The 19,768-nt window shown below is 57.1% G+C and carries 17 protein-coding genes; 6 read left to right on the top strand and 11 right to left on the bottom strand.

Annotated elements, in window-relative coordinates; genetic code table 11:
• Nucleotides 1-69: 69 nt before the first annotated feature.
• From FHR87_RS02265 to FHR87_RS02220, 10 genes are all read right to left on the bottom strand, one after another.
• On the bottom strand, nucleotides 70-1,602 hold the full coding sequence (locus FHR87_RS02265) for a SpoVR family protein (protein ID WP_183165051.1): 1,533 nt from the start codon (nucleotides 1,600-1,602) through the stop codon (nucleotides 70-72).
• A 12-nt stretch (nucleotides 1,603-1,614) separates the two neighbouring features.
• Nucleotides 1,615-2,886, bottom strand: coding sequence for a YeaH/YhbH family protein (locus tag FHR87_RS02260; protein ID WP_183165050.1), 1,272 nt, complete (start codon nucleotides 2,884-2,886; stop codon nucleotides 1,615-1,617).
• 126 nt (nucleotides 2,887-3,012) lie between these two features.
• Nucleotides 3,013-4,935 carry a PrkA family serine protein kinase gene (locus FHR87_RS02255; protein WP_183165049.1) on the bottom strand — a complete coding sequence of 641 codons (1,923 nt, stop codon included), beginning with the start codon at nucleotides 4,933-4,935 and terminating at the stop codon, nucleotides 3,013-3,015.
• Nucleotides 4,936-5,350: 415 nt separating this feature from the next.
• On the bottom strand, nucleotides 5,351-5,674 hold the full coding sequence (glpE, locus tag FHR87_RS02250; protein ID WP_183165048.1) for a thiosulfate sulfurtransferase GlpE: 324 nt from the start codon (nucleotides 5,672-5,674) through the stop codon (nucleotides 5,351-5,353).
• Nucleotides 5,671-6,495: a symmetrical bis(5'-nucleosyl)-tetraphosphatase gene (locus tag FHR87_RS02245; RefSeq protein WP_183165047.1), complete on the bottom strand. Its 825-nt coding sequence runs from the start codon at nucleotides 6,493-6,495 to the stop codon at nucleotides 5,671-5,673. The genes glpE and FHR87_RS02245 overlap by 4 nt, the downstream gene beginning before the upstream one ends.
• A gap of 35 nt (nucleotides 6,496-6,530) precedes the next feature.
• Complete coding sequence (apaG, locus tag FHR87_RS02240) at nucleotides 6,531-6,911, bottom strand: Co2+/Mg2+ efflux protein ApaG (RefSeq protein ID WP_183165046.1); 381 nt, start codon at nucleotides 6,909-6,911, stop codon at nucleotides 6,531-6,533.
• Between the two features lie 27 nt (nucleotides 6,912-6,938).
• On the bottom strand, nucleotides 6,939-7,736 hold the full coding sequence (gene rsmA, locus FHR87_RS02235) for a 16S rRNA (adenine(1518)-N(6)/adenine(1519)-N(6))-dimethyltransferase RsmA (RefSeq protein WP_183165045.1): 798 nt from the start codon (nucleotides 7,734-7,736) through the stop codon (nucleotides 6,939-6,941).
• 178 nt (nucleotides 7,737-7,914) lie between these two features.
• Nucleotides 7,915-8,910, bottom strand: coding sequence for a 4-hydroxythreonine-4-phosphate dehydrogenase PdxA (gene pdxA, locus FHR87_RS02230; RefSeq protein ID WP_183165044.1), 996 nt, complete (start codon nucleotides 8,908-8,910; stop codon nucleotides 7,915-7,917).
• The gene (locus FHR87_RS02225; protein ID WP_183165043.1) at nucleotides 8,907-10,214 is read right to left on the bottom strand and encodes a peptidylprolyl isomerase; all 1,308 of its coding nucleotides are present in this window, start codon (nucleotides 10,212-10,214) and stop codon (nucleotides 8,907-8,909) included. The genes pdxA and FHR87_RS02225 overlap by 4 nt, the downstream gene beginning before the upstream one ends.
• A complete protein-coding gene (locus FHR87_RS02220; RefSeq protein ID WP_183165042.1) occupies nucleotides 10,195-12,963 on the bottom strand; it encodes an LPS-assembly protein LptD in 2,769 nt (922 codons plus the stop codon). Before FHR87_RS02220 ends, FHR87_RS02225 begins: the two co-directional genes overlap by 20 nt.
• A 134-nt stretch (nucleotides 12,964-13,097) precedes the next feature.
• Here FHR87_RS02220 and FHR87_RS02215 point away from each other — a divergent pair, with 134 nt between their 5' ends.
• Genes FHR87_RS02215 through FHR87_RS02205 form a run of 3 tightly spaced genes read left to right on the top strand, consistent with a single transcriptional unit; the run spans nucleotide 13,098 to nucleotide 15,541 of the window.
• A complete protein-coding gene (locus FHR87_RS02215; protein ID WP_183165041.1) occupies nucleotides 13,098-14,117 on the top strand; it encodes an aminoglycoside phosphotransferase family protein in 1,020 nt (339 codons plus the stop codon).
• The gene (murU, locus tag FHR87_RS02210) at nucleotides 14,114-14,779 is read left to right on the top strand and encodes an N-acetylmuramate alpha-1-phosphate uridylyltransferase MurU (protein ID WP_183165040.1); all 666 of its coding nucleotides are present in this window, start codon (nucleotides 14,114-14,116) and stop codon (nucleotides 14,777-14,779) included. Before FHR87_RS02215 ends, murU begins: the two co-directional genes overlap by 4 nt.
• The gene (locus FHR87_RS02205) at nucleotides 14,780-15,541 is read left to right on the top strand and encodes a DnaJ domain-containing protein (protein WP_183165039.1); all 762 of its coding nucleotides are present in this window, start codon (nucleotides 14,780-14,782) and stop codon (nucleotides 15,539-15,541) included. It abuts the gene before it with no gap.
• Nucleotides 15,542-15,545: 4 nt separating this feature from the next.
• Here FHR87_RS02205 and FHR87_RS02200 read toward each other — a convergent pair whose 3' ends face one another.
• Nucleotides 15,546-16,583, bottom strand: coding sequence for a DUF3530 family protein (locus tag FHR87_RS02200; protein WP_183165038.1), 1,038 nt, complete (start codon nucleotides 16,581-16,583; stop codon nucleotides 15,546-15,548).
• 117 nt (nucleotides 16,584-16,700) lie between these two features.
• Here FHR87_RS02200 and rpe point away from each other — a divergent pair, with 117 nt between their 5' ends.
• From rpe to trpE, 3 genes are all read left to right on the top strand, one after another.
• Entirely contained in the window at nucleotides 16,701-17,375 is a 675-nt protein-coding gene (gene rpe, locus FHR87_RS02195; protein WP_183165037.1) for a ribulose-phosphate 3-epimerase, read from the top strand.
• Nucleotides 17,372-18,058 (top strand): phosphoglycolate phosphatase, encoded by a 687-nt coding sequence (locus FHR87_RS02190; RefSeq protein WP_183165036.1) that lies wholly within the window; start codon nucleotides 17,372-17,374, stop codon nucleotides 18,056-18,058. The genes rpe and FHR87_RS02190 overlap by 4 nt, the downstream gene beginning before the upstream one ends.
• A gap of 219 nt (nucleotides 18,059-18,277) precedes the next feature.
• Complete coding sequence (gene trpE, locus FHR87_RS02185) at nucleotides 18,278-19,756, top strand: anthranilate synthase component I (protein WP_183165035.1); 1,479 nt, start codon at nucleotides 18,278-18,280, stop codon at nucleotides 19,754-19,756.
• Nucleotides 19,757-19,768 lie beyond the last annotated feature (12 nt).

Genomic DNA, 19,768 nt, shown 5'->3' with positions numbered 1-19,768 from the left:
AGAGAAACAACCTGAACGTGCATCTATCTGGTAGCGAATCACCAGATAGATGCTTTTCAGTGAAGGGCCTTAAACCGTCACGATCAGATCCGTACGTCGGCTTTCCTCGCGGGCCGGCATATGATGCACGGTGATCAGGTTGTCGTCCTGGCGTGATTCCAGATGCACATCGAACCCCCACAGCCGATGCAGGTGCCTGAGCACATCGTTGGTAGAGTCGCCCAACGGCTTGCGATCATGCTGTTGATGACGCAAGGTCAGTGAACGGTCGCCACGCAGATTGACGTTCCAGACCTGGATATTCGGCTCGCGGTTACCCAGATTGTATTGGGCTGCCAGCAGCTCACGAATGGTCCGGTAGCCTTCTTCGTCGTGAATCGCAGGAACCAGGAGATTCTCCTGGCGATCGTCGTCGAGAATGCTGAACAGCTTGAGATCGCGTATGACCTTGGGTGACAGAAATTGCAGGATGAAGCTTTCGTCCTTGAAGTCACGCATGGCGAACTTGATGGTCGATAGCCAGTCGCTGCCTGCAATGTCAGGGAACCAGTGCTTGTCTTCTTCGGTCGGATTCTCGCAGATGCGGCGAATATCCTGGAACATCGAAAAACCCAGTGTGTAGGGGTTGATTCCGCTGTACCAGGGGCTGTCGAAACCAGGCTGCAAGATGACGCTGCTGTGTGATTGCAGAAATTCCAGCATGAAGCCGTCGGTAACCAGCCCTTCGTCATAGAGCTCGTTGAGCAGAGTGTAGTGCCAGAATGTTGCCCAGCCCTCGTTCATGACCTGCGTCTGGCGCTGCGGGTAGAAATACTGGGCAATCTTGCGCACGATGCGCACTATTTCGCGCTGCCAAGGTTCCAGCAGCGGGGCATGTTTTTCGAGGAAGTACAGGATGTTCTCCTGTGGCTCGACAGGAAAGCGCTTGCGTTGCTCCGGGCCTTCGTTCTTGTCGTTCGGGCGCGGAATTGTGCGCCACAGATCGTTGATCTGCCGCTGCATGTGTTCTTCACGATCTTTCTGCCGACGCCGTTCCTCTTCTGCTGAAATCGGATAAGGACGCTTGTAACGATCCACGCCGTAATTCATCAAGGAGTGGCAGGAATCGAGCAGATCCTCCACTGCATCGATACCGTAGCGTTCTTCGCACTGGCTGATGTACTGCTTGGCAAAGACCAGATAGTCGATGATCGAGCTGGCATCGGTCCAGGTGCGGAACAGGTAGTTGCCCTTGAAGAAGCTATTGTGTCCATAGCAGGCGTGGGCGATAACCAGCGCCTGCATGGTGACGGTGTTTTCTTCCATCAAATAGGCGATACAGGGATCGGAGTTGATCACGATTTCGTAGGCCAGACCCATCTGGCCACGTTTGTAGCCTTTTTCAGTCGAAAGGAAATGCTTGCCGTAGGACCAGTGGTGGTAGCCGATGGGCATACCTACCGAGGCGTAGGCATCCATCATCTGTTCGGCGGTAATGACTTCGATCTGGTTGGGGTAAGTGTCCAATCCGTAACGTTCGGCGATACGACCGATTTCTCGATCGTATTCCTGGATCAGCTCGAACGTCCATTCCGAACCGGTGGAGATGGGTTGACGTTTCATATTCTCCCTTCCTCAACTGGCAAGCCGACGCTGGAAAAGGTCGCGGAATACCGGGTAGATATCCGCAGCGGAAACCAGCTGTTGCTGGGCGAAGCATTCCGGGAACGCTTCGTGTACGTTTTCATATTCGTACCACAGGGCCTGGTGCTCGCGGGGCGTAATTTCCACATAGGAAAAGTATTGGACGAACGGCATGATCTGATTAATGAGTATGTCGCGACAGACGGGTGAATCGTCGTTCCAGTTATCACCGTCCGAAGCCTGGGCTGCGTAGATGTTCCACTCATTGACCGGATACCGCTGCGCCATGATCTCCTGCATCATCTTCAAGGCACTGGAAACGATGGTACCGCCGGTTTCACGCGAATAGAAAAACTCCTCTTCGTCGACTTCCTTGGCGCTGGTGTGGTGGCGGATGAAGACGACTTCGATCTTGTCATAGCTACGCTTTAGGAACAGATAGAGCAGGATGAAGAAGCGCTTGGCGATGTCTTTGGTGGCTTGCGTCATCGAGCCGGACACATCCATCAGGCAGAACATCACGGCCTTCGAGCTGGGGTTGGGATGTTTCACCAGCAGGTTGTATTTCAGGTCGAAGGTATCCAGGAACGGCACACGATGAATGCGTGCGCTCAGTTTCTCGATTTCATGCTCTACTGCCTCGATTTCATCGAGATTGTCGGGCTCGTCGCGTTTCAGCCGTTCGAGCTCGTCCTTCATTTCTCGCAACTGGATACGGCTGCTGCCCGACAGGGCAATACGCCGGGCATGGGCCGAGCGCAACGTGCGGACGATATTGATGCGTGAAGGGTTGCCCTCACTGCTGATACCCGCGCGCACTGTCTTGAAAGTATCGGTGCCGGTCAGGTGGCGCTTGACCAGGTTGGGCAGTTCCAAATCCTCGAACATGAAATCGAGGAATTCTTCCTGTGTGATCTGGAAGACGAATTCGTCCATTCCTTCGCCGCTGTTGCTGGCCTGGCCTGAACCCTGGCCGCTGCCACCTCCATTGGGGCGGGGGATGCTTTCCCCGGCAGTGAATTCCTTGTTGCCGGGATGGATGATGGTCTGGCGACCACCGCGGCCATGGTGTAGTACCGGTTCGTCGATATCGCGACCGGGGATGCTGATTTGCTCACCATGCTCCATATCGGTAATGGAACGTCTGCCGACAGCTTCTTCTACCGCTTTCTTTATATGACCACGATAACGTCGCAGGAAACGCTGGCGGTTTACCGTGCTCTTGTTCTTGCCATTCAGGCGTCGGTCGATCACATAACTCATAGGCCCCTCCAGGGGAGCTTCAGGCGGCAAGCCCCAGACTGCAGAAAGAAGCAGGATTGTGACGTTGCTTCTTCCTGTCGCCTGAAGCCTGTAGCTTACTGCTGCTTGTTGCCGCTTGCGGCAGGCTTACTGCGATTTCCTGACCCGCAGATACCACTCGGACAGCAGGCGAACCTGTTTCTCCGTGTAGCCACGTTCGACCATGCGGGTAACGAAATCATTATGCTTCTGCTGATCTTCCTTGCTGGCCTTGGCGTTGAAGCTGATGACCGGCAGCAGGTCCTCGGTATTGGAGAACATTTTCTTCTCTATAACTGCGCGCAGCTTCTCGTAGGAGAGCCAGCTCGGATTCTTGCCGCTATTGTGAGCACGGGCACGCAACACGAAGTTGACGATTTCGTTACGGAAATCTTTCGGGTTGCTGATGCCGGCCGGTTTCTCGATCTTCTCCAGTTCCTCATTCAAAGAGGCACGGTTGAGGATCTCGCCGGTTTCCGGATCACGGTATTCCTGGTCCTGAATCCAGAAGTCTGCGTACAGCACATAGCGGTCGAAAATATTCTGGCCGTACTCGCTATAGGATTCGAGATAGGCCGTCTGGATTTCCTTACCGATGAACTCTACGTAACGCGGCGCCAGATATTCCTTGATGTAGCGCAGGTAGCGTTCGCGCACTTCGGCCGGGAACTGCTCCTGTTCGATCTGCTGCTCCAGGACATAAAGCAGATGAACCGGGTTGGCAGCTACTTCGTTCGGGTCGAAGTTGAAGACCTTGGAAAGAATCTTGAAAGCGAAGCGGGTCGAGAGACCATTCATGCCTTCATCCACACCAGCCGAATCGCGATATTCCTGCATCGACTTGGCTTTGGGGTCGGTATCCTTCAGGTTTTCGCCGTCGTAGACGCGCATCTTGGAATAGATGTTGGAATTCTCCGGTTCCTTGAGACGAGAGAGCACGGAGAACTGCGCCAGCATTTTCAAGGTATCCGGGGCGCAATGAGCCCGGGCAAGCGAACTGCTGATGAGCAGCTTGTCGTAGATCTTCACCTCGTCGCTGACCCGCAGGCAGTACGGTACCTTGACGATATAGATCCGGTCGATGAAGGCCTCGTTGTTCTTGTTGTTGCGGAAGGTGTGCCATTCCGATTCGTTGGAGTGCGCCAGCAGCACACCGTTGAACGGGATTGCACCAAGGCCTTCGGTGCTGTTGTAGTTGCCTTCCTGGGTCGCGGTCAGCAGTGGATGCAGCACCTTGATCGGTGCCTTGAACATCTCGACGAATTCCATCAAACCCTGGTTGGCCCGGCACAGTGCGCCCGAGTAGCTGTAGGCGTCGGCGTCATTCTGGGGAAACTCTTCCAGCTTGCGGATATCCACCTTGCCGACCAGGGCCGAGATGTCCTGGTTGTTCTCGTCACCTGGCTCGGTCTTGGCCACCGCGATCTGGTTGAGGATCGAAGGGTAGAGCTTGACCACGCGGAACTTGCTGATGTCACCACCGAATTCTTGCAGGCGTTTGGTGGCCCAAGGCGACATGATTGAGCTCAGGTAGCGCCGCGAAATACCGTAATCCTCTTCGAGGATCTGCGCATCTTCGGTCGGATTGAACAGGCCCAGCGGCGATTCGAATACAGGCGAACCCTTGATAGCGTAGAAGGGGATTCTTTCTATCAGTTGCTTGAGTTTTTCCGCCAGCGACGATTTACCGCCACCTACCGGACCCAGGAGATAAAGGATCTGTTTCTTCTCCTCCAATCCCTGGGCGGCATGACGAAAGTAGGAAACGATTTGCTCGATGCTGTCTTCCATGCCATGGAAATCGGCAAAGGCCGGGTAGCGGCGAATTACCTTATTGGCAAAAATGCGCGAGAGGCGTGGGTCGTTAGCAGTATCGATAAGCTCTGGTTCGCCAATAGCCATCAGCATGCGCTCGGCAGCAGAGGCATAGGTTTTCGGATCCTGTTTGCACAGGTCGAGATATTCCTGGAGCGAATACTCTTCTTGGCGAGTAGATTCGAAGCGTTGTTGGAAGTGACTGAAAATACTCATGAACTTCACCTCAGGTCGATGCTCGGAGCCGGCTGATCCTCAGGCGCTTGCGGTGCGGCCGACTGGAGGCCGCTGGGCGATGGCGTCTGGGGGTGAATTCGGTGGTCTGAAAACCACTAAGGCCCACAAGGCCTGCACAAGGCCCTGCAAATGGAATGCCGCCTGCTCCCATGGCTTGGCTTTGACTTGAGCACTACGCCAAGTCGGTTATTGGAATCGTTGGCGTTGCTGCCTTGAATCGGCCGATTTCTAAAGGCCTTTAGCCGGTTCTCTCTTTTTGAGAACCTGGGGCAAAGGATAGTTCGCTTTTCTGAATGTGAAGGTTAAAGAGGCTATTAGGCCATATGGAAAGCGCTGCATGCTGGTTGGTGATCATTTATGGTGCGTGATCGGTGCAGCGAAGACCTTTATTGAGTCACTGTTCGCGAACAACCCTTTCCGGATATAGGCTGCGCCACAATTCAAAGCCACCGTCTAGGCTGTAGACTTCCGAAAAACCACGGCTGGCCAGATAGGCTGCGGCGCTCTGGCTCGAATTTCCGTGATAGCAAGTGACGATCAGAGGAGTTTCGAGGTCGGCACTGGCAATGAAGTCAGCCAGCAAGTGATTGTCCAGGTGCCTGGCTCCAGGGATATGACCACTGATGAAACTTTGTGGATCACGGATATCGACGATTTCTGCACCTTTTCCGAGCATGGTAAGCGCGGTGTCTGGATCGATTCGCTTAAAGTCGTTCATTTACCGAGCTCCTTGCAATCGCAGCGGAGTGTTTCGTTGTTGTCGAGGTTCATCAGAGTCAGGGCATTACCCCAGACGCACCCGGTATCCAACGCATAGACATCGGGTTCGTCACAGTGCCCTTCAAGCGCTGCCCAGTGGCCGAATAGCAGTCGGTGGCCCCGGCTCTTGCGATTGGGGTGGGAAAACCAGGGGGTAAATCCTTCCGGTGCAGTATCGATGCCTTCCTTGGCAACCAGGTCCAGGGTGCCGTCGGCCTGGCAGAAGCGCATCCGGGTAAAGTAGTTGGTGATGATCCGCAGGCGTTCGATACCAACCAGGGCTTTATTCCACTTGACTGGTTGGTTGCCATACATGCCATTCAGGTAAGGCAGCAGGCTTGCATCGTCTCGTAAGGCACTCTCCACTTCGGCTGCTCGTTTAAGCGCCTTGGGTATGGACCACTGTGGAGGAATTCCGGCATGCACCATGGTGATATCACGGGCGGAATCATGATGAATCAGCTCCTGCTGGCGCAGCCAATCGATCAGATCTTCGCGGTCGGGGGCTGCGAGAATGGATTCGAGCGTGTCGGATTTTTTCATCCGCTCGATATCGAAGGCTACTGCCAGCAGATGCAAGTCATGGTTGCCAAGCACGCAGACAGCCGAAGACCCGAGATCATGCACGAAACGTAAGGTTTCCAGCGATTGCGAGCCTCGGTTGACCAGGTCGCCAGTCAGCCAGAGGGTGTCACGGGAAGGATTGAAATCGACTTGTTCCAGTAGATTTTTCAGTGGATCCAGACAGCCTTGCAGATCGCCAACAGCGTATAGCGTCATAAGCACTCATCTCTCCATAGTCGATCCCTGCCGCGTCAGTGCAGGGCTCCGGGTACGGCAAGCCGAAAAGGTGCGATCTCCGCTTCGAAATTCTGGCCATCCTCGGCCAGCATCTGATAGCTGCCCTGCATGCTGCCTACCCGGGTGGCCAGCAACGTCCCGCTGGTGTAGATGTGACGCTGCCCCGGGGGAATCACCGGTTGCTCTCCAACTACTCCAGCACCTCGTACCTCCTGCACTTTGCCATCGCCATCAGTGATGATCCAATGCCTTGAAAGCAATTGTGCGGATACTTCTCCTTTGTTTTCTATGGTTATTTTATAGGCGAAAGCATAGCGGCTCTGCCCTGGTTCGGATTGTTCCGGCAAATACCGCGTACTGACATTGACATCGATATGGTAGCGAGTTTCGGTCATGGGAACTTCCTTTTGATGGCCGTGACGTCAGTGACGTGCGGCCAGTTGGTCGGCCAGTCTGACGAATGCTGCCAGATCCAGTTGTTCAGGGCGCAGGCTGCCATCGACACCGGCTGCTTCGATGGACTGGGCATCCATGAGTCCCTTCAGTGTATTGCGCAAGGTCTTGCGACGTTGGTTGAAGGCCTCACGCACGACCAGTTGGAGCTGGTGCGGATCCTGTGCTTTGCAAGGCGGAATGGCATGCGGTACCAGGCGCACGATTGCCGATTCGACCTTGGGGGCCGGCTTGAAGGCTCCAGAACCAACGTTGAAAAGATGGTCGACCTGGCAATGGTATTGGACCATGATCGACAAGCGCCCCCAGTCGCCATTGCCCGGCTCGGCCGCCAGTCGTTCCACTACCTCTTTCTGTAGCATGAAATGCATGTCCTTGATCCAGTGCGCGTGTTCGAGCAGATGGAATATCAGTGGCGTCGATATGTTGTAAGGCAGGTTTCCGACAATGCGCAGGCTGTTGAGAGTAGCGGTTGTCGAGGCGAAATCGAAGCGCAGTGCGTCACCTTGATGCAGGTTGAAGCGTTCGTTCGAGCCGAAGCGTGTGAGTAGAAGCGGAATCAAGTCCTGGTCCAGCTCGATGACGTCAAGTCTTGCGCCGCTTTCCAGTAGTCCTTCGGTCAATGCGCCCTGGCCTGGGCCGATTTCGATCAGATGATCTTCCCGGCCTGCATGGATGGCGCGCAGGATTCTGTGGATAACGCCGGCATCATGCAGGAAATTCTGGCCGAATCGCTTACGGGCCCGATGTTGAAAGGTCTCTGCCATTGAAAAGCTCCACGCTTCAGCCTTGGCTGCAAGTGACAATGGGCTGTAAGCAGGAAGCGAACAGCGAAAGCCCGTGATTCTAGCAGCTAAGCCCAAGGCAAGAAGCCATGGGGCTGGATCGAAACAGGTGTGAAACCTGTCTTGTCGAAGTGTTTGGTCAACTGGCCGATGGTGTTTGCTACAAGCGGCTTTCGGCCATTCGATAGGCTGTTTCCAGAGCGACCTGCAGGCTACCTGTGTCTATCCTGCCTGTTCCGGCAAGCTCCAAGGCCGTGCCGTGATCCACGGATGTGCGAATGATCGGCAGGCCCAGGGTGACGTTGACCGCAGCGCCAAACCCTTGATATTTCAATACCGGTAATCCCTGGTCGTGGTACATCGCCAGGACGGCATCACAATGTTCCAGATTCCTGGGGGTGAAAAGAGTATCGGCAGGAAGCGGGCCGATCAGATTCATTCCCTCGCTACGCAGGCGCTGGAGGCAGGGTTCAATGATGTCGATTTCTTCTCGGCCTAGATGTCCACCTTCCCCGGCATGTGGATTCAAGCCGCATACCAGGATGCGTGGTTCAGCGATACCGAACTTGTTTATTAGATCCGCATGCAGAATACGCGTGACTTTTTCGAGCCGCTGATCCGTGATTGCCTCGGCAACCTTGGCCAGGGGCAGGTGGGTGGTGACCAGGGCGACGCGCAGATTGCGAGTCGCCAGCATCATCACTACCTGTTCCGTGCCGGTGAGCTCGGCGAGAAATTCGGTATGGCCGGAAAAAGGGATGCCTGCCTCATTGATCACGCCCTTGTGTACCGGCGCTGTGATCATGCCTGCAAAGTCACCGGCGAGGCAGCCTTGGCCGGCACGAGAAAGGGTTTCCAGGACGTAGGAACTATTGCACGGGTCGAGAATGCCGGCCTGGACCGATGCTGCCGGGAGTGGTGTTTCCCATACGTACAAGGTGCCCGCTTGCGCCGGCTGCACGGGCCAGGCGGCCGGCGTGACTGGCACAAGCTTTATCTGCAGGGCCAGTTGTGCTGCGCGTTGCTCCAGCAAGCTGCAACTGGCTATGGCTATCAGTATCTGTGGTTGTGCAGCACGGGCCAGCAGCAGGCAGAGATCCGGGCCGATACCGGCAGGTTCTCCGGGGGTTAGTGCAAAGCGCTGGAAGCTTTTCATATCTTGATATCGACGTAGGCTTCATCACGAATCTGGCGCAACCAGGTCTGTAGTTCCTCGTCGAACCTCCGGCTGCGTAGCAGGTTCATGGCCTGCTGCCGACGGATGTCTTCGGTGCTGTTGGTCGCCCGGCGGCCAAGTACCTGTAGTACGTGCCAGCCATACGGGGTGCGGAAAGGCGGAGAAAGCTCGCCGCTTGGCGTGCTCTGCATCATTCGGCGAAATTCTGGAACCAGCATGTCGGGATCGATCCAGTTCAAATCCCCGCCATTGAGTGCCGATCCTGGATCTTCCGAGAAATTACTGGCCAATTCTGCAAAATTTTCACCGGCAACGATACGGCCGTGCAGGCGTTCGATGATCTGACGGGCTTCATCTTCCTTGCGGACTTCGCTGGGCTTGATCAGGATATGGCGTACATGTACCTCGTCGCGTACCTGGTTTTCTCCGCCGCGTTTCTCGAGCAGCTTGAGCAGGATATAGCCAGGTGGTGTCCGGATCGGTTCAGTGACACCGCCAACCGGCATTCCGCTTACGAGATCATCGAACGGTGGGGGTAGCTGGACCGCCTTGCGCCAACCCATGTCGCCGCCTTCCAGGGCATTCTCGCTGGCGGAGCGGGCTACGGCCAGGCGTCCAAAATCGACACCTTGCAGCGATTGCTGATAGGTATCCCGCGCCATTCGCTCGGCTGCCTGGATCGCAGCAGCGTCGGCGGCTTCCGGGATCGGAATCAGGATATTGGCCAGGTGATATTCTTCGGACAGCTGAATTTTTCCGAGGTCGGAGGCAAGGAAGTTGCGGATTTCCTGCTCGGAAACCTGGATTCTTTCGTTTATCCGGTGTTGCCGGACCCGGCTGATGATCATTTCGCGGCGGATTTGTTCACGGGCTTCGGTGGGGTCCAAGCCATCTTTGATCAATGCCTGACGAAATTGCGCGAGGCTCATGTTGTTGCGCTGGGCAATGGTTTCCAGGGCGTCGTTCAGTTCTTCGTCGGAAATGCGAATTCCGGAGCGCTCGGCAATCTGCAATTGCAGGCTTTCTATGATCAGGCGTTCCATGACCTGCTGGCGCAGCACGTCTTCCGGCGGCATTTCCGCGCTGCGCTGGGCGATGGTGTTGTGGACTTCCCGCAGACGCTGCTCCAGTTGGCTGCGCATGATCACGTCGTTGTCGACGATCGCGACGATGTGATCCAGTGGCTGGACCTGGGCCAGGACCGGTGTTGCGGCCATGATTGCGCCGAGCAGCAGGGCCCATAGGGTCAAGGAGCTCAGGCGGTCAGCGAGCTTGATCTTCACGTGTGCGATAACCTTCGATGGTTTGGTCGAGGAACTTGTCGGTTTGGGCACCAATGGCGTTACCCAGTCCCTTGAGCGTGACCTGGAAGAAGATGCCGGTATTTCCCTTGTCGTTCGAATCGGGGTTGAGGCTGTAGTCTCTGTAGTTGATCCAGTAGCGATTGACTACACGTAGCTTCCAGCAGCAGCTGTCGTATTCGAAACCGCCATACGCATCCAATACCCGGTCTCGGTTGAGGTCGTACTGCAAACGGGCAATGACATTCCAGTGTGGAGCGAGCGGCCAAATGGTCGAGAAGTCGGTTTGCTCGATCTTGTAGTAATCCTTGATGTAATTAGGATTCCTTGCTCTATTGCCGGAAGCATCGGTTATCCATTTTTCACCGAAATCATCATTATATTCCCAGCGACCGGTCGACTGGTTGAAGCGCATGGTTTCGGTCCGATAGCGGAAGCCCAAGTTGACGATTTTGTTGATGTTATCGACCGGCTGGTAATGGAAGATCGCACTGCTGGAAAGTATCTGACTATTTTCGATGTCCCAGTTCAGGTCAGAGGTGAAACGCCAGTCGCTGTTATGGCGATACATGTATTCCGCAGCGACAGGCGATACTGTGGCCGTATCCCGGTCGCGCCTCTTGTAGTCGATACCTGGCAGTTCGACTTTGCGATCTCTGAAAAAGTAGGTTTGGCCGATGCTGAACGTTTGCCTCTCCAGGCCATTGTCATCGATCCAGCGGCTGGTAACGCCAAGGGATATCTGGTTGGCGTCAGCGATGCGATCATGACCGGAAAAGCGATTGTCGCGCCATAGTGACGAATAGTTGAAGGTGTATTCGCCTGTATCGAAGATCGGGATATCGTCCTGATTTTCCTTGGGAACATAGAGGTAGTACAGGCGTGGCTCCAGTGTCTGGCGATAATTTTCGCTGAAAAGCTGGGTTTGCCGATCGAAATACAAGCCGCTGTCGATGCTGACCATTGGCAGGGAACGGGAGGGGCTTTTCTTGTACTTCTCGAAATCCCAGATAGTGTTTTTGCCCTGCTTATCCAGATCTATATCGTAGCTGGTGTAGGCGTACTTGATCGTTGGCTTGAGATAGCCCCATGTCCAGTTGAGCGGCAGGCTTATGCTCGGCTCAAGATGAAGGCGGTCACCGTCTGCCCGGGCCAGCCCTCTCAACTGCTCGTCATACCATTGTTGCGAATTGCCGTTTTCATTGATGAAGTCGCCGCTGCGCAGATTGCGCTCGAATTTGACGAATTCGGTATCGTAGCTGAGGCTGAGTCCGCCGGGCTGGAAGGGGAGCGTCCCATTCAGGCTCAGCTGTGGCAAGCGATCATAAGGGGTAATGTCCGAAATGGTTGCACGCTCGAATGCATGCATGTTCGCCCTGGCCGTAAACGAATCGCCCCGGTAGGTCAGCGTGGCGCGTTGGTTCAACTGGTCGGCATAGTTGACCTGCAGGTTGGTCTGCAGGTCCCGGAAATAATAGGGATCGCTGATATCCGTGTAGTCGACTTCAGCCATCCAGCGCGAGTCCAGACCGGTACGATGCTGCCAGCTGTACATCCAGCGGGTCTTCTTGTAGAGCGATTGATCCTCGCGCTTGTCATCTTTGTCGCTCAGGATGCCACCGCCGACCTGTCCTTCGCTGCTTTGAGTCAAGTAGCGGAATTCCCCTTCCATCATCGGGCCGCGCTTGGCCATGTAGCTCGGGAAGAGAGTCGCATCGAAGTTGGGTGCCAGGTTGAAGTAGTAAGGCGTCAGTAAAGTCATCCCGCTATTGCTGGACGAACCAAAGCTTGGCATCAAAAAGCCTGACTTGCGGCGATCATCGATAGGGAAGCTGAGATAGGGCGTATAGAACACCGGAATCTCATGGACGCGTACCGTCACGTTGGTGCCGTGGCCGTAGCCCTCGGTCGGATCGATGACGATGTTGTTGGCTTGTATGTACCATTCGTTGCTGCCGGGTTCGCAACTGGTGTAAGTGCCGTCTTTCAGACGCAGGATCGAGGTTTCCTCGCGTTTGGCGTATTGCGCATTACCACGAGTGCGGGAGCTGTGCAGAACGTATTCGAGGTTTTCAACTTGGGCCTCGCCATTATCGAGCTGTAATTCGGCCCGGTCGCCGACCATCAGGGTGTCGTTGTCGCGCAGACGTACATTACCCGAGAGTTCGCCCGTGTTTTCCAGGCGATGCAGCCTGGCTTCGTCCGCTTCCACCTGCATGCTGCCCTGACGCAGCACTACGTTCCCGGCCAGGACCGAGTCTTCGGTGTCCTGCTCATGGCGCGAGGCTTTGGCCGACACATAGATAGGTGCTTCGCTTTTCGGGGTCTTGTCGAATCGGCCAGGGCGGTCCGGCTCGACATAGGTGCCGGTACAGTAGGGTGAAAGCTCTGCCATCTGGGCGGCCGTCAGTTTTTCCCGAGGTACCCAGTCGAGATGGCTGTAGTCTTCACTGCGCGATTTCAGCGCCTTACCGCCAGCGTCGCTGACCTGGGTTATGTCGCTGCCGTACAAGCCATCGCCGCCGGAAGCTGTGGGGTCGCTCGGGCGCGGCGCCATCTGCTTGGGGCGGGCACCGGTCGTGCAGGCCCAGCCGCCACCGGAACCCGCCTTGCAGGTATATTCTTCGGCCGCTGCCAGCACCAAGGATGTGGCCATCGGCTGTAAGGCAAGTAGGCTGCCAGTGACCAATAGCGGGAATTTTTTGCGGAACAAGGGGTGCTTGACTGCCATAACTGGTTTTCGGGGTCCTGGCTGCCTGCGAGCCATCGGCTCGGCAATGAGCCTCTTGCCATCTCGATAGGCTGCAAAATATCCGGATAATAAAGCATGACCTGTCTATCGGCCAGCGCCGTGGAGAACCCTTGATGTCGTATGAAGACCAACGTCTGCAAGACCTGAATACCTGGCTGAGCCAGCAACTGCCCGCGCTTTGCGCCGCGCGCGGTTGGGGTAACCCGCCGCCGGTCGAGCTGCAACCGGCCAGTAGCGATGCCAGTTTCCGGCGGTATTTTCGCTGGGCGGCCGCTGGGCACAGCCTGATCTTGATGGATGCTCCACCGCCCCAGGAAAATTGTCGTCCTTTCGTCAGAATTGCCGAGTTGCTGGGGCGGATTGGCGTGCATGTGCCCGAAATTCTGGCCGCGGATCTGGAGCGAGGCTTTTTGTTGCTTGACGATCTTGGGCGGCAGACATATCTCGATGTGATCGACGAGCACAATGCCGATCAACTGTTCGCTGCCGCCATCGATGCGCTGCTGACTTTCCAGCAACTGGCGCTGGACCCATCCATGCCTGCCTATGACGAAGCCCTGCTGGATCGCGAGCTCCAGCTTTTTCCAGCCTGGTACGTGCAGCGTCATCTCGACATTACGTTCGACAAGCAGCAGCAGGCCTGGTGGGATGACAGTTGCCGGTTGTTGATCGATTCGGCCCTGGCCCAACCACAGGTTTTCGTGCATCGGGACTATATGCCCCGCAATCTGATGCTGAGCACGCCGAATCCGGGTGTCCTGGATTTTCAGGATGCAGTACGCGGACCGATTACCTACGACATTACTTCACTATTCAAGGATGCTTTTCTCAGCTGGCCGGAGGAGCGAGTGCTCGGTTGGCAGCGCAATTACTGGCAGAAGGCGCAGGAAATCGGTATCCCCGTTCCGGCTGATTTCGATGAGTTCCGTCGGGCCAGCGACCTGATGGGCGTGCAGCGCCACTTGAAAGTCATCGGCATTTTTGCACGAATCTGCCATCGCGATGGTAAACCGCGCTATCTGGGCGATGTTCCACGCTTTTTTGCTTATCTTCGCACGGTCCTGGCCAGACGCCCGGAGCTGGCCGGATTGGCTGCGCTGCTTGATAGTCTGCCGCAAGAGGTTCGTTCATGAAGGCCATGATCCTGGCAGCCGGCAAGGGTGAGCGGATGCGTCCCTTGACCCTGCACACGCCCAAACCGCTGATTCGTGCCGCTGGCGTACCCTTGATCGAATATCACATCCACGCTTTGCGAGCCGCCGGTTTTCTCGAACTGGTCATCAATCACGCCTGGCTCGGCCAGCAGATCGAAGCCTATCTTGGTACCGGCGAACGACTGGGCGTGCGGATTGGTTACTCGCCCGAAGGCGAGCCATTGGAGACCGGCGGTGGCATCCAGCGAGCACTGCCCTTGCTGGGTAACGATCCTTTCCTGATCGTGAATGGCGATGTTTGGACCGATTACGATTTTTCCCGTCTGCGGCGTCCCTTGCCAGGAATGGCGCACCTGGTGCTGGTCGATAACCCTGCGCATCATCCCGAGGGCGATTTCCACCTGCAGGGCGATACGGTGAGTGATACGGGTAAGCCACGCCTGACCTACAGTGGTCTGGCAGTGCTACATCCTCGCCTTTTCGAGGGCTGCCAGGCCGGCTCCTTCAAGCTGGCGCCTTTGCTGCGTCAAGCCATGACCAACGGGCAAGTGACTGGAGAGCGGCATGCCGGGCGCTGGGTAGATGTCGGTACGCTGGAGCGGCTGGCCGAGGTCGAGCGATTAGTGCAGGAGCGCGCCTGAATGTTCTGGCCGGTCACACTACTCGGAGCATTGACTGGTTGGCTGCTGGCCGGTATTCCGGGTGCTCTGCTGGGAGCTCTGCTGGGACAGGTCGTCGACCGTCGCATGCAATTGGACTCCTGGTCGGCTTGGCACCGATTTTCGTACCGCCAGCCGGAGCTGCAGGGCGACGAATTGTTGTTTGTCCTGCTGGGCTGCCTGGCCAAGGTTGGTGGGCGGGTCCATGAAGCGCACATACGGACTGCCCGAGCCGAGATGCAGCGGCGCCAACTGGGTAAAACTCAACAATTGTTGGCGATCAAGGCCTTCAATCGTGGTAAATCCGGCAAAGACAGCCTGCGCGAATCGCTGGAGCGTTTGCAGAGCAACCCACAGGAAGCCAAAACCCTGCTGCAAGCCTGCTGGCGTATGGCGCGTGCCGTTGAACAGAGCGATACGCGTGAACGCGAACGGATTCTGTTGTGGGGCAAGTGGCTTGGTTGGGCGCCGGAGGCGGTCGTTGCTCTGGATGTCGGGCGGCGGCAAGGTTTTTCCTCTGGTCGTCCAAGCGCGTATCAGGATGCATTACGGCTGCTGGGTGTAAATACCGACAGCGAGCCGCAGGCAATCAAACAGGCCTATCGGCGCCTGCTGAGCCAGCATCATCCGGACAAGCTGGCGGGATTGGGCGCCAGCCCTGCTCGAATTCGTGAAGCCACCGAGCGAACCGGTGAGCTACATGAGGCCTATCTGCTCGTTCGGCAGCGGCGAGGATTTCGCTAGGCAATCAGTGGGTGCGAGCTGGCTTCGTTTCGGTTATCTGCCGATCCAGCCAGCCGCGAACCCTGCGCACCAATTGCTCCTGGGTATTGGTCGGGTCGCCAGTCGATGCCGATATGACAATTTGGGTATAGGTTGTCTGTTTGGCGCGGCGGCTGGCAGCGCGTCGCAGAGCGGCATGTTGAGCTGCGTTCCCCTCCCGATAATAAAAGTCGCCGGTGATGGTTTTCAGGTCGCCGATCAGATCTTCCAGTTCTAGTTCCTGATCGCTTGGTTCGCTGGGGTCGATCATTACCAGATGGCGGATTTCTTCGGACTTGCCTTGAGCCAGGTGCCGAACGGCCCAATAGCCTCCTGTGCCGTGACCAAGCAGAATCAATGCGCCCAGATGCTGGGTGCGGGCGAAGGCCAGGGCCGCTTCGATGCGGGCGTCGATGCGTTCCGGGTAGGTCGGTGGTTCCTTGGGCGTCGTTGCTTCTGCCATTGGCGGCTGCGGTTCGGGCGCTGGCGTGGTTTCGGCAACTTTTTCTTCCTCGGTGTTTTCTTCGTGCGCCGGTTCAGGCTGTTCGGCTGGCGGTTCTTCTGTCGGCGTTGCCGGTTCGCTAGCAGGTGGCGGTGGTTCTGGTTGCGGCAGGGCGATGTCCGGCAATTGGGGCGAATAGATGGCAGGCAGGGCTGCTGGCTGCGGGTCGGGCAGCGTCACTGCCATGGTGCTCCAGCCATGGTCGGGAAGGCCGCGGCGCAAGGGGCCGATGATATCCGGCCAGTCGGCTGTTTCACCTGCGCCGGGCAGAATGATCACTGCACCTTTTGGTGTATCGGTGCTGGCTGGTTGCCAGAACGCTAGGAATTTCTCCTCTGCACCAGTCAATTGCCGAGTCTGTCTCGGCAGGTTTTTTGAAAGCTCCAGTGCCTCCAGATCGCTGCGCTGGAACAGCGGTGCAGGTTCGACCCGGGCAGGTGGCGTTGCCGTTGCGGGGGCTTCGGCCCGGACGCTGGAACTCAAGACGAAAGTCAGGACGATCAGCAGTGATCTGGGTAACATCGGGCAGGCTCCTTGCCTTGGCAAGCGCGTCAGCCTAGCTTCGACGGACACGCTTGACCAGCCGCGCACAGGTTGGCTCGGGTACACTAGGCGACTCTTTTCAGGCCGAGGTTTGTCATGCAGTCGTTCGCCATCGCTCCGTCGATTCTGTCCGCGGATTTTGCCCGTCTGGGCGAGGAAGTCGACAAGGTTCTCGCTGCCGGTGCCGATATCGTCCACTTCGATGTGATGGACAACCACTACGTGCCCAACCTGACCATCGGCCCGATGGTCTGTACGGCGCTGCGCAAGTACGGCATCGAGGCGCCGATCGATGTGCATCTGATGGTCAAGCCGGTGGACCGGATCATCGGCGATTTCCTCGAGGCCGGTGCCAGCTATATCACCTTTCATCCCGAGGCCAGCGAGCATATCGACCGCTCCTTGCAACTGATCAAGGCCGGTGGTGCCAAGGCCGGCCTGGTATTCAACCCGGCAACACCGCTGGACTGCCTGAAGTACGTGATGGACAAGCTCGACATGATCCTGCTGATGAGCGTCAACCCTGGCTTCGGTGGGCAATCCTTCATTCCAGGCACGCTCGACAAGCTGCGCGAAGCGCGAGCATTGATCGAGGCTGGCGGTCGCGATATCCGCCTGGAAATCGATGGCGGCGTAAACGTGAAGAATATCCGCCAGATCGCCGAAGCCGGTGCTGATACCTTTGTCGCTGGCTCGGCGATCTTCAGCCAACCCGACTACCAGGCAGTCATCGACGCCATGCGCGCCGAGTTGGCTCAGGTGAATAAATGAATCCCCTGCAGCGTTTGTTCGATGGCCGCCTGCCGCGCCTGGTCATGTTCGATCTGGATGGCACTCTGATGGATTCGGTGCCCGACCTGGCTGCCGCCGTGGATAAGATGCTCCAGCAATTGGGGCGTGAGCCGGCTGGTGTGCAGCGCGTGCGCGACTGGGTCGGCAACGGCGCACCGGTGCTGGTGCGTCGGGCTTTGGCCGGGCAGTTGGAGCACAGTGCAATCGCTCAGGCCGAGGCCGATAATGCGTTGCGCCTGTTCATGGCTGCCTATGGCGGCGGGCATGCCTTGACCTGCGTCTATTCCGGCGTGCTACCGGTATTGGACTGGATGAAAGCGCAGGATATCAAGCTGGCAGTCATCACCAACAAGCCTGAACAGTTCGTGGCTCCGTTGTTGCAGGAAAAAGGTCTGGGCGGTTTCTTCGACTGGATCGTCGGTGGCGATACATTGCCGCAGCAAAAGCCTGATCCGGCTGGTCTGCTGTATGTAATGGCGCAGGCTGGTATTGATGTGAGCGAGTCATTGTTCGTCGGTGACTCCCGTAACGATGTGCGTGCAGCCCGCGCCGCCGGTGTCCGCTGCGTGGCGCTGACCTACGGTTACAATCACGGGCAACCGATCGCCGAAGAATGTCCAGATCTGGTGCTGGACGACCTCCGCCAACTCTTGGCCGGTTGATTCGTCAGCCCTGCTGCGTTAGTGTGACAGACTCTTTCATTTTACCCTGCGAGATCAGACACGTGGCGGTTACCTGTAAACCTAGGTACACAGAAACCTGGATGACTTCCATCAGGGCTCTGGCACGTTGGCGCTGGCGCGCCTGAATCGTACCGGTCGGCACTGCCCGGCACGTTTGCATGCACCGAATTTTTTTTCTGCTTCCGCCACGAGCTGATCATGACCCGCGACGAATTCTTGCGCTTGGCCGCCGAAGGCCACAATCGCATCCCGCTCTCCTTCGAAGTCCTGGCTGATTTCGATACGCCGCTTTCGCTGTATCTGAAACTGGCCGACGCGCCCAATTCCTATCTGCTGGAATCCGTGCAGGGCGGGGAAAAATGGGGGCGTTATTCCATTATCGGCTTGCCGTGCCGTACTGTGCTGCGTATTTATGAGCAGCAGGTCCGCGTGACCGTCGATGGCATCGAGACGGAAAACACCGAGGTTGAGGACCCACTGACATTTGTCGAGGCCTTCAAGGCGCGTTACCGAGTCGCTCCTGTCGCTGGATTGCCGCGTTTCAACGGTGGGCTGGTCGGCTATTTCGGTTACGATTCGGTGCGCTATGTGGAAAGCAAGCTGGCGCATTGCCCGAATCCTGATCCGTTGGGCACGCCGGATATCCTGCTGATGGTGTCGGATGCCGTGGTGGTATTCGATAATCTGGCCGGCAAGCTGCACTGCATTCTGCTGGTCGATCCGGCCGAGGCGGATGCCTACGAACAGGGTCAGCAACGTCTGCGCGAGTTGCGTGAAAGGTTGCGCTTGCCCACTGTTCCGCGTCCGGGGCTGGAAATCGGGGCGCTGCCCGAGCATGAACCGGTATTCCGCGCCAGTTTCACCCGTGAGGACTACGAACGCGCAGTGGGGCGGATCAAGGAATACATCCTGGCCGGCGACTGTATGCAAGTAGTGCCGTCGCAGCGTATGAGCATCGACTTCCAGGCCGCGCCGATCGACTTGTATCGCGCCTTGCGTTGTTTCAACCCGACACCCTACATGTACTTCTTCAATTTCGGCGACTTCCACGTGGTGGGCAGTTCGCCGGAAGTGCTGGTACGCGTCGAGGAGGGCCTGGTCACCGTGCGCCCCATCGCCGGCACCCGTCCGCGTGGCGCCAGTGAGGAGGCTGATAGCGCCTTGGAGCAGGACCTATTGTCCGATGCCAAGGAGATCGCTGAACACCTGATGCTGATCGATCTCGGGCGCAACGATGTCGGCCGGGTCAGCGAGACGGGTTCGGTGAAGGTCACTGAAAAAATGGTGATCGAGCGCTATTCCAATGTGATGCACATCGTCTCTAACGTCATCGGGCGCCTGAAGGCTGGCTTGAGCGCGATGGATGCACTGCGCTCGATCCTGCCGGCCGGCACCCTGTCCGGCGCGCCGAAGATCCGTGCCATGCAAATCATCGACGAGCTGGAACCGGTCAAGCGCGGCATCTATGGTGGCGCCGTCGGCTATCTGGCCTGGAACGGCAACATGGACACCGCCATCGCCATCCGCACCGCGGTGATCAAGGACGGCGAACTGCATGTACAGGCCGGCGGCGGCATCGTCGCTGATTCCCAGCCGGCGCTGGAGTGGGAAGAAACCCTGAACAAGCGCCGCGCCATGTTCCGCGCAGTGGCCCTGGCAGAATACCGCGGCGAATAAGGGAGAGAGAGC

This window comes from Azomonas macrocytogenes (genome assembly GCF_014191985.1).
Lineage (GTDB): Bacteria > Pseudomonadota > Gammaproteobacteria > Pseudomonadales > Pseudomonadaceae > Azomonas > Azomonas macrocytogenes.
The sequence above is the reverse complement of the archived record's forward strand: the minus strand, read 5'-3'. Positions and strand labels throughout refer to the sequence as shown.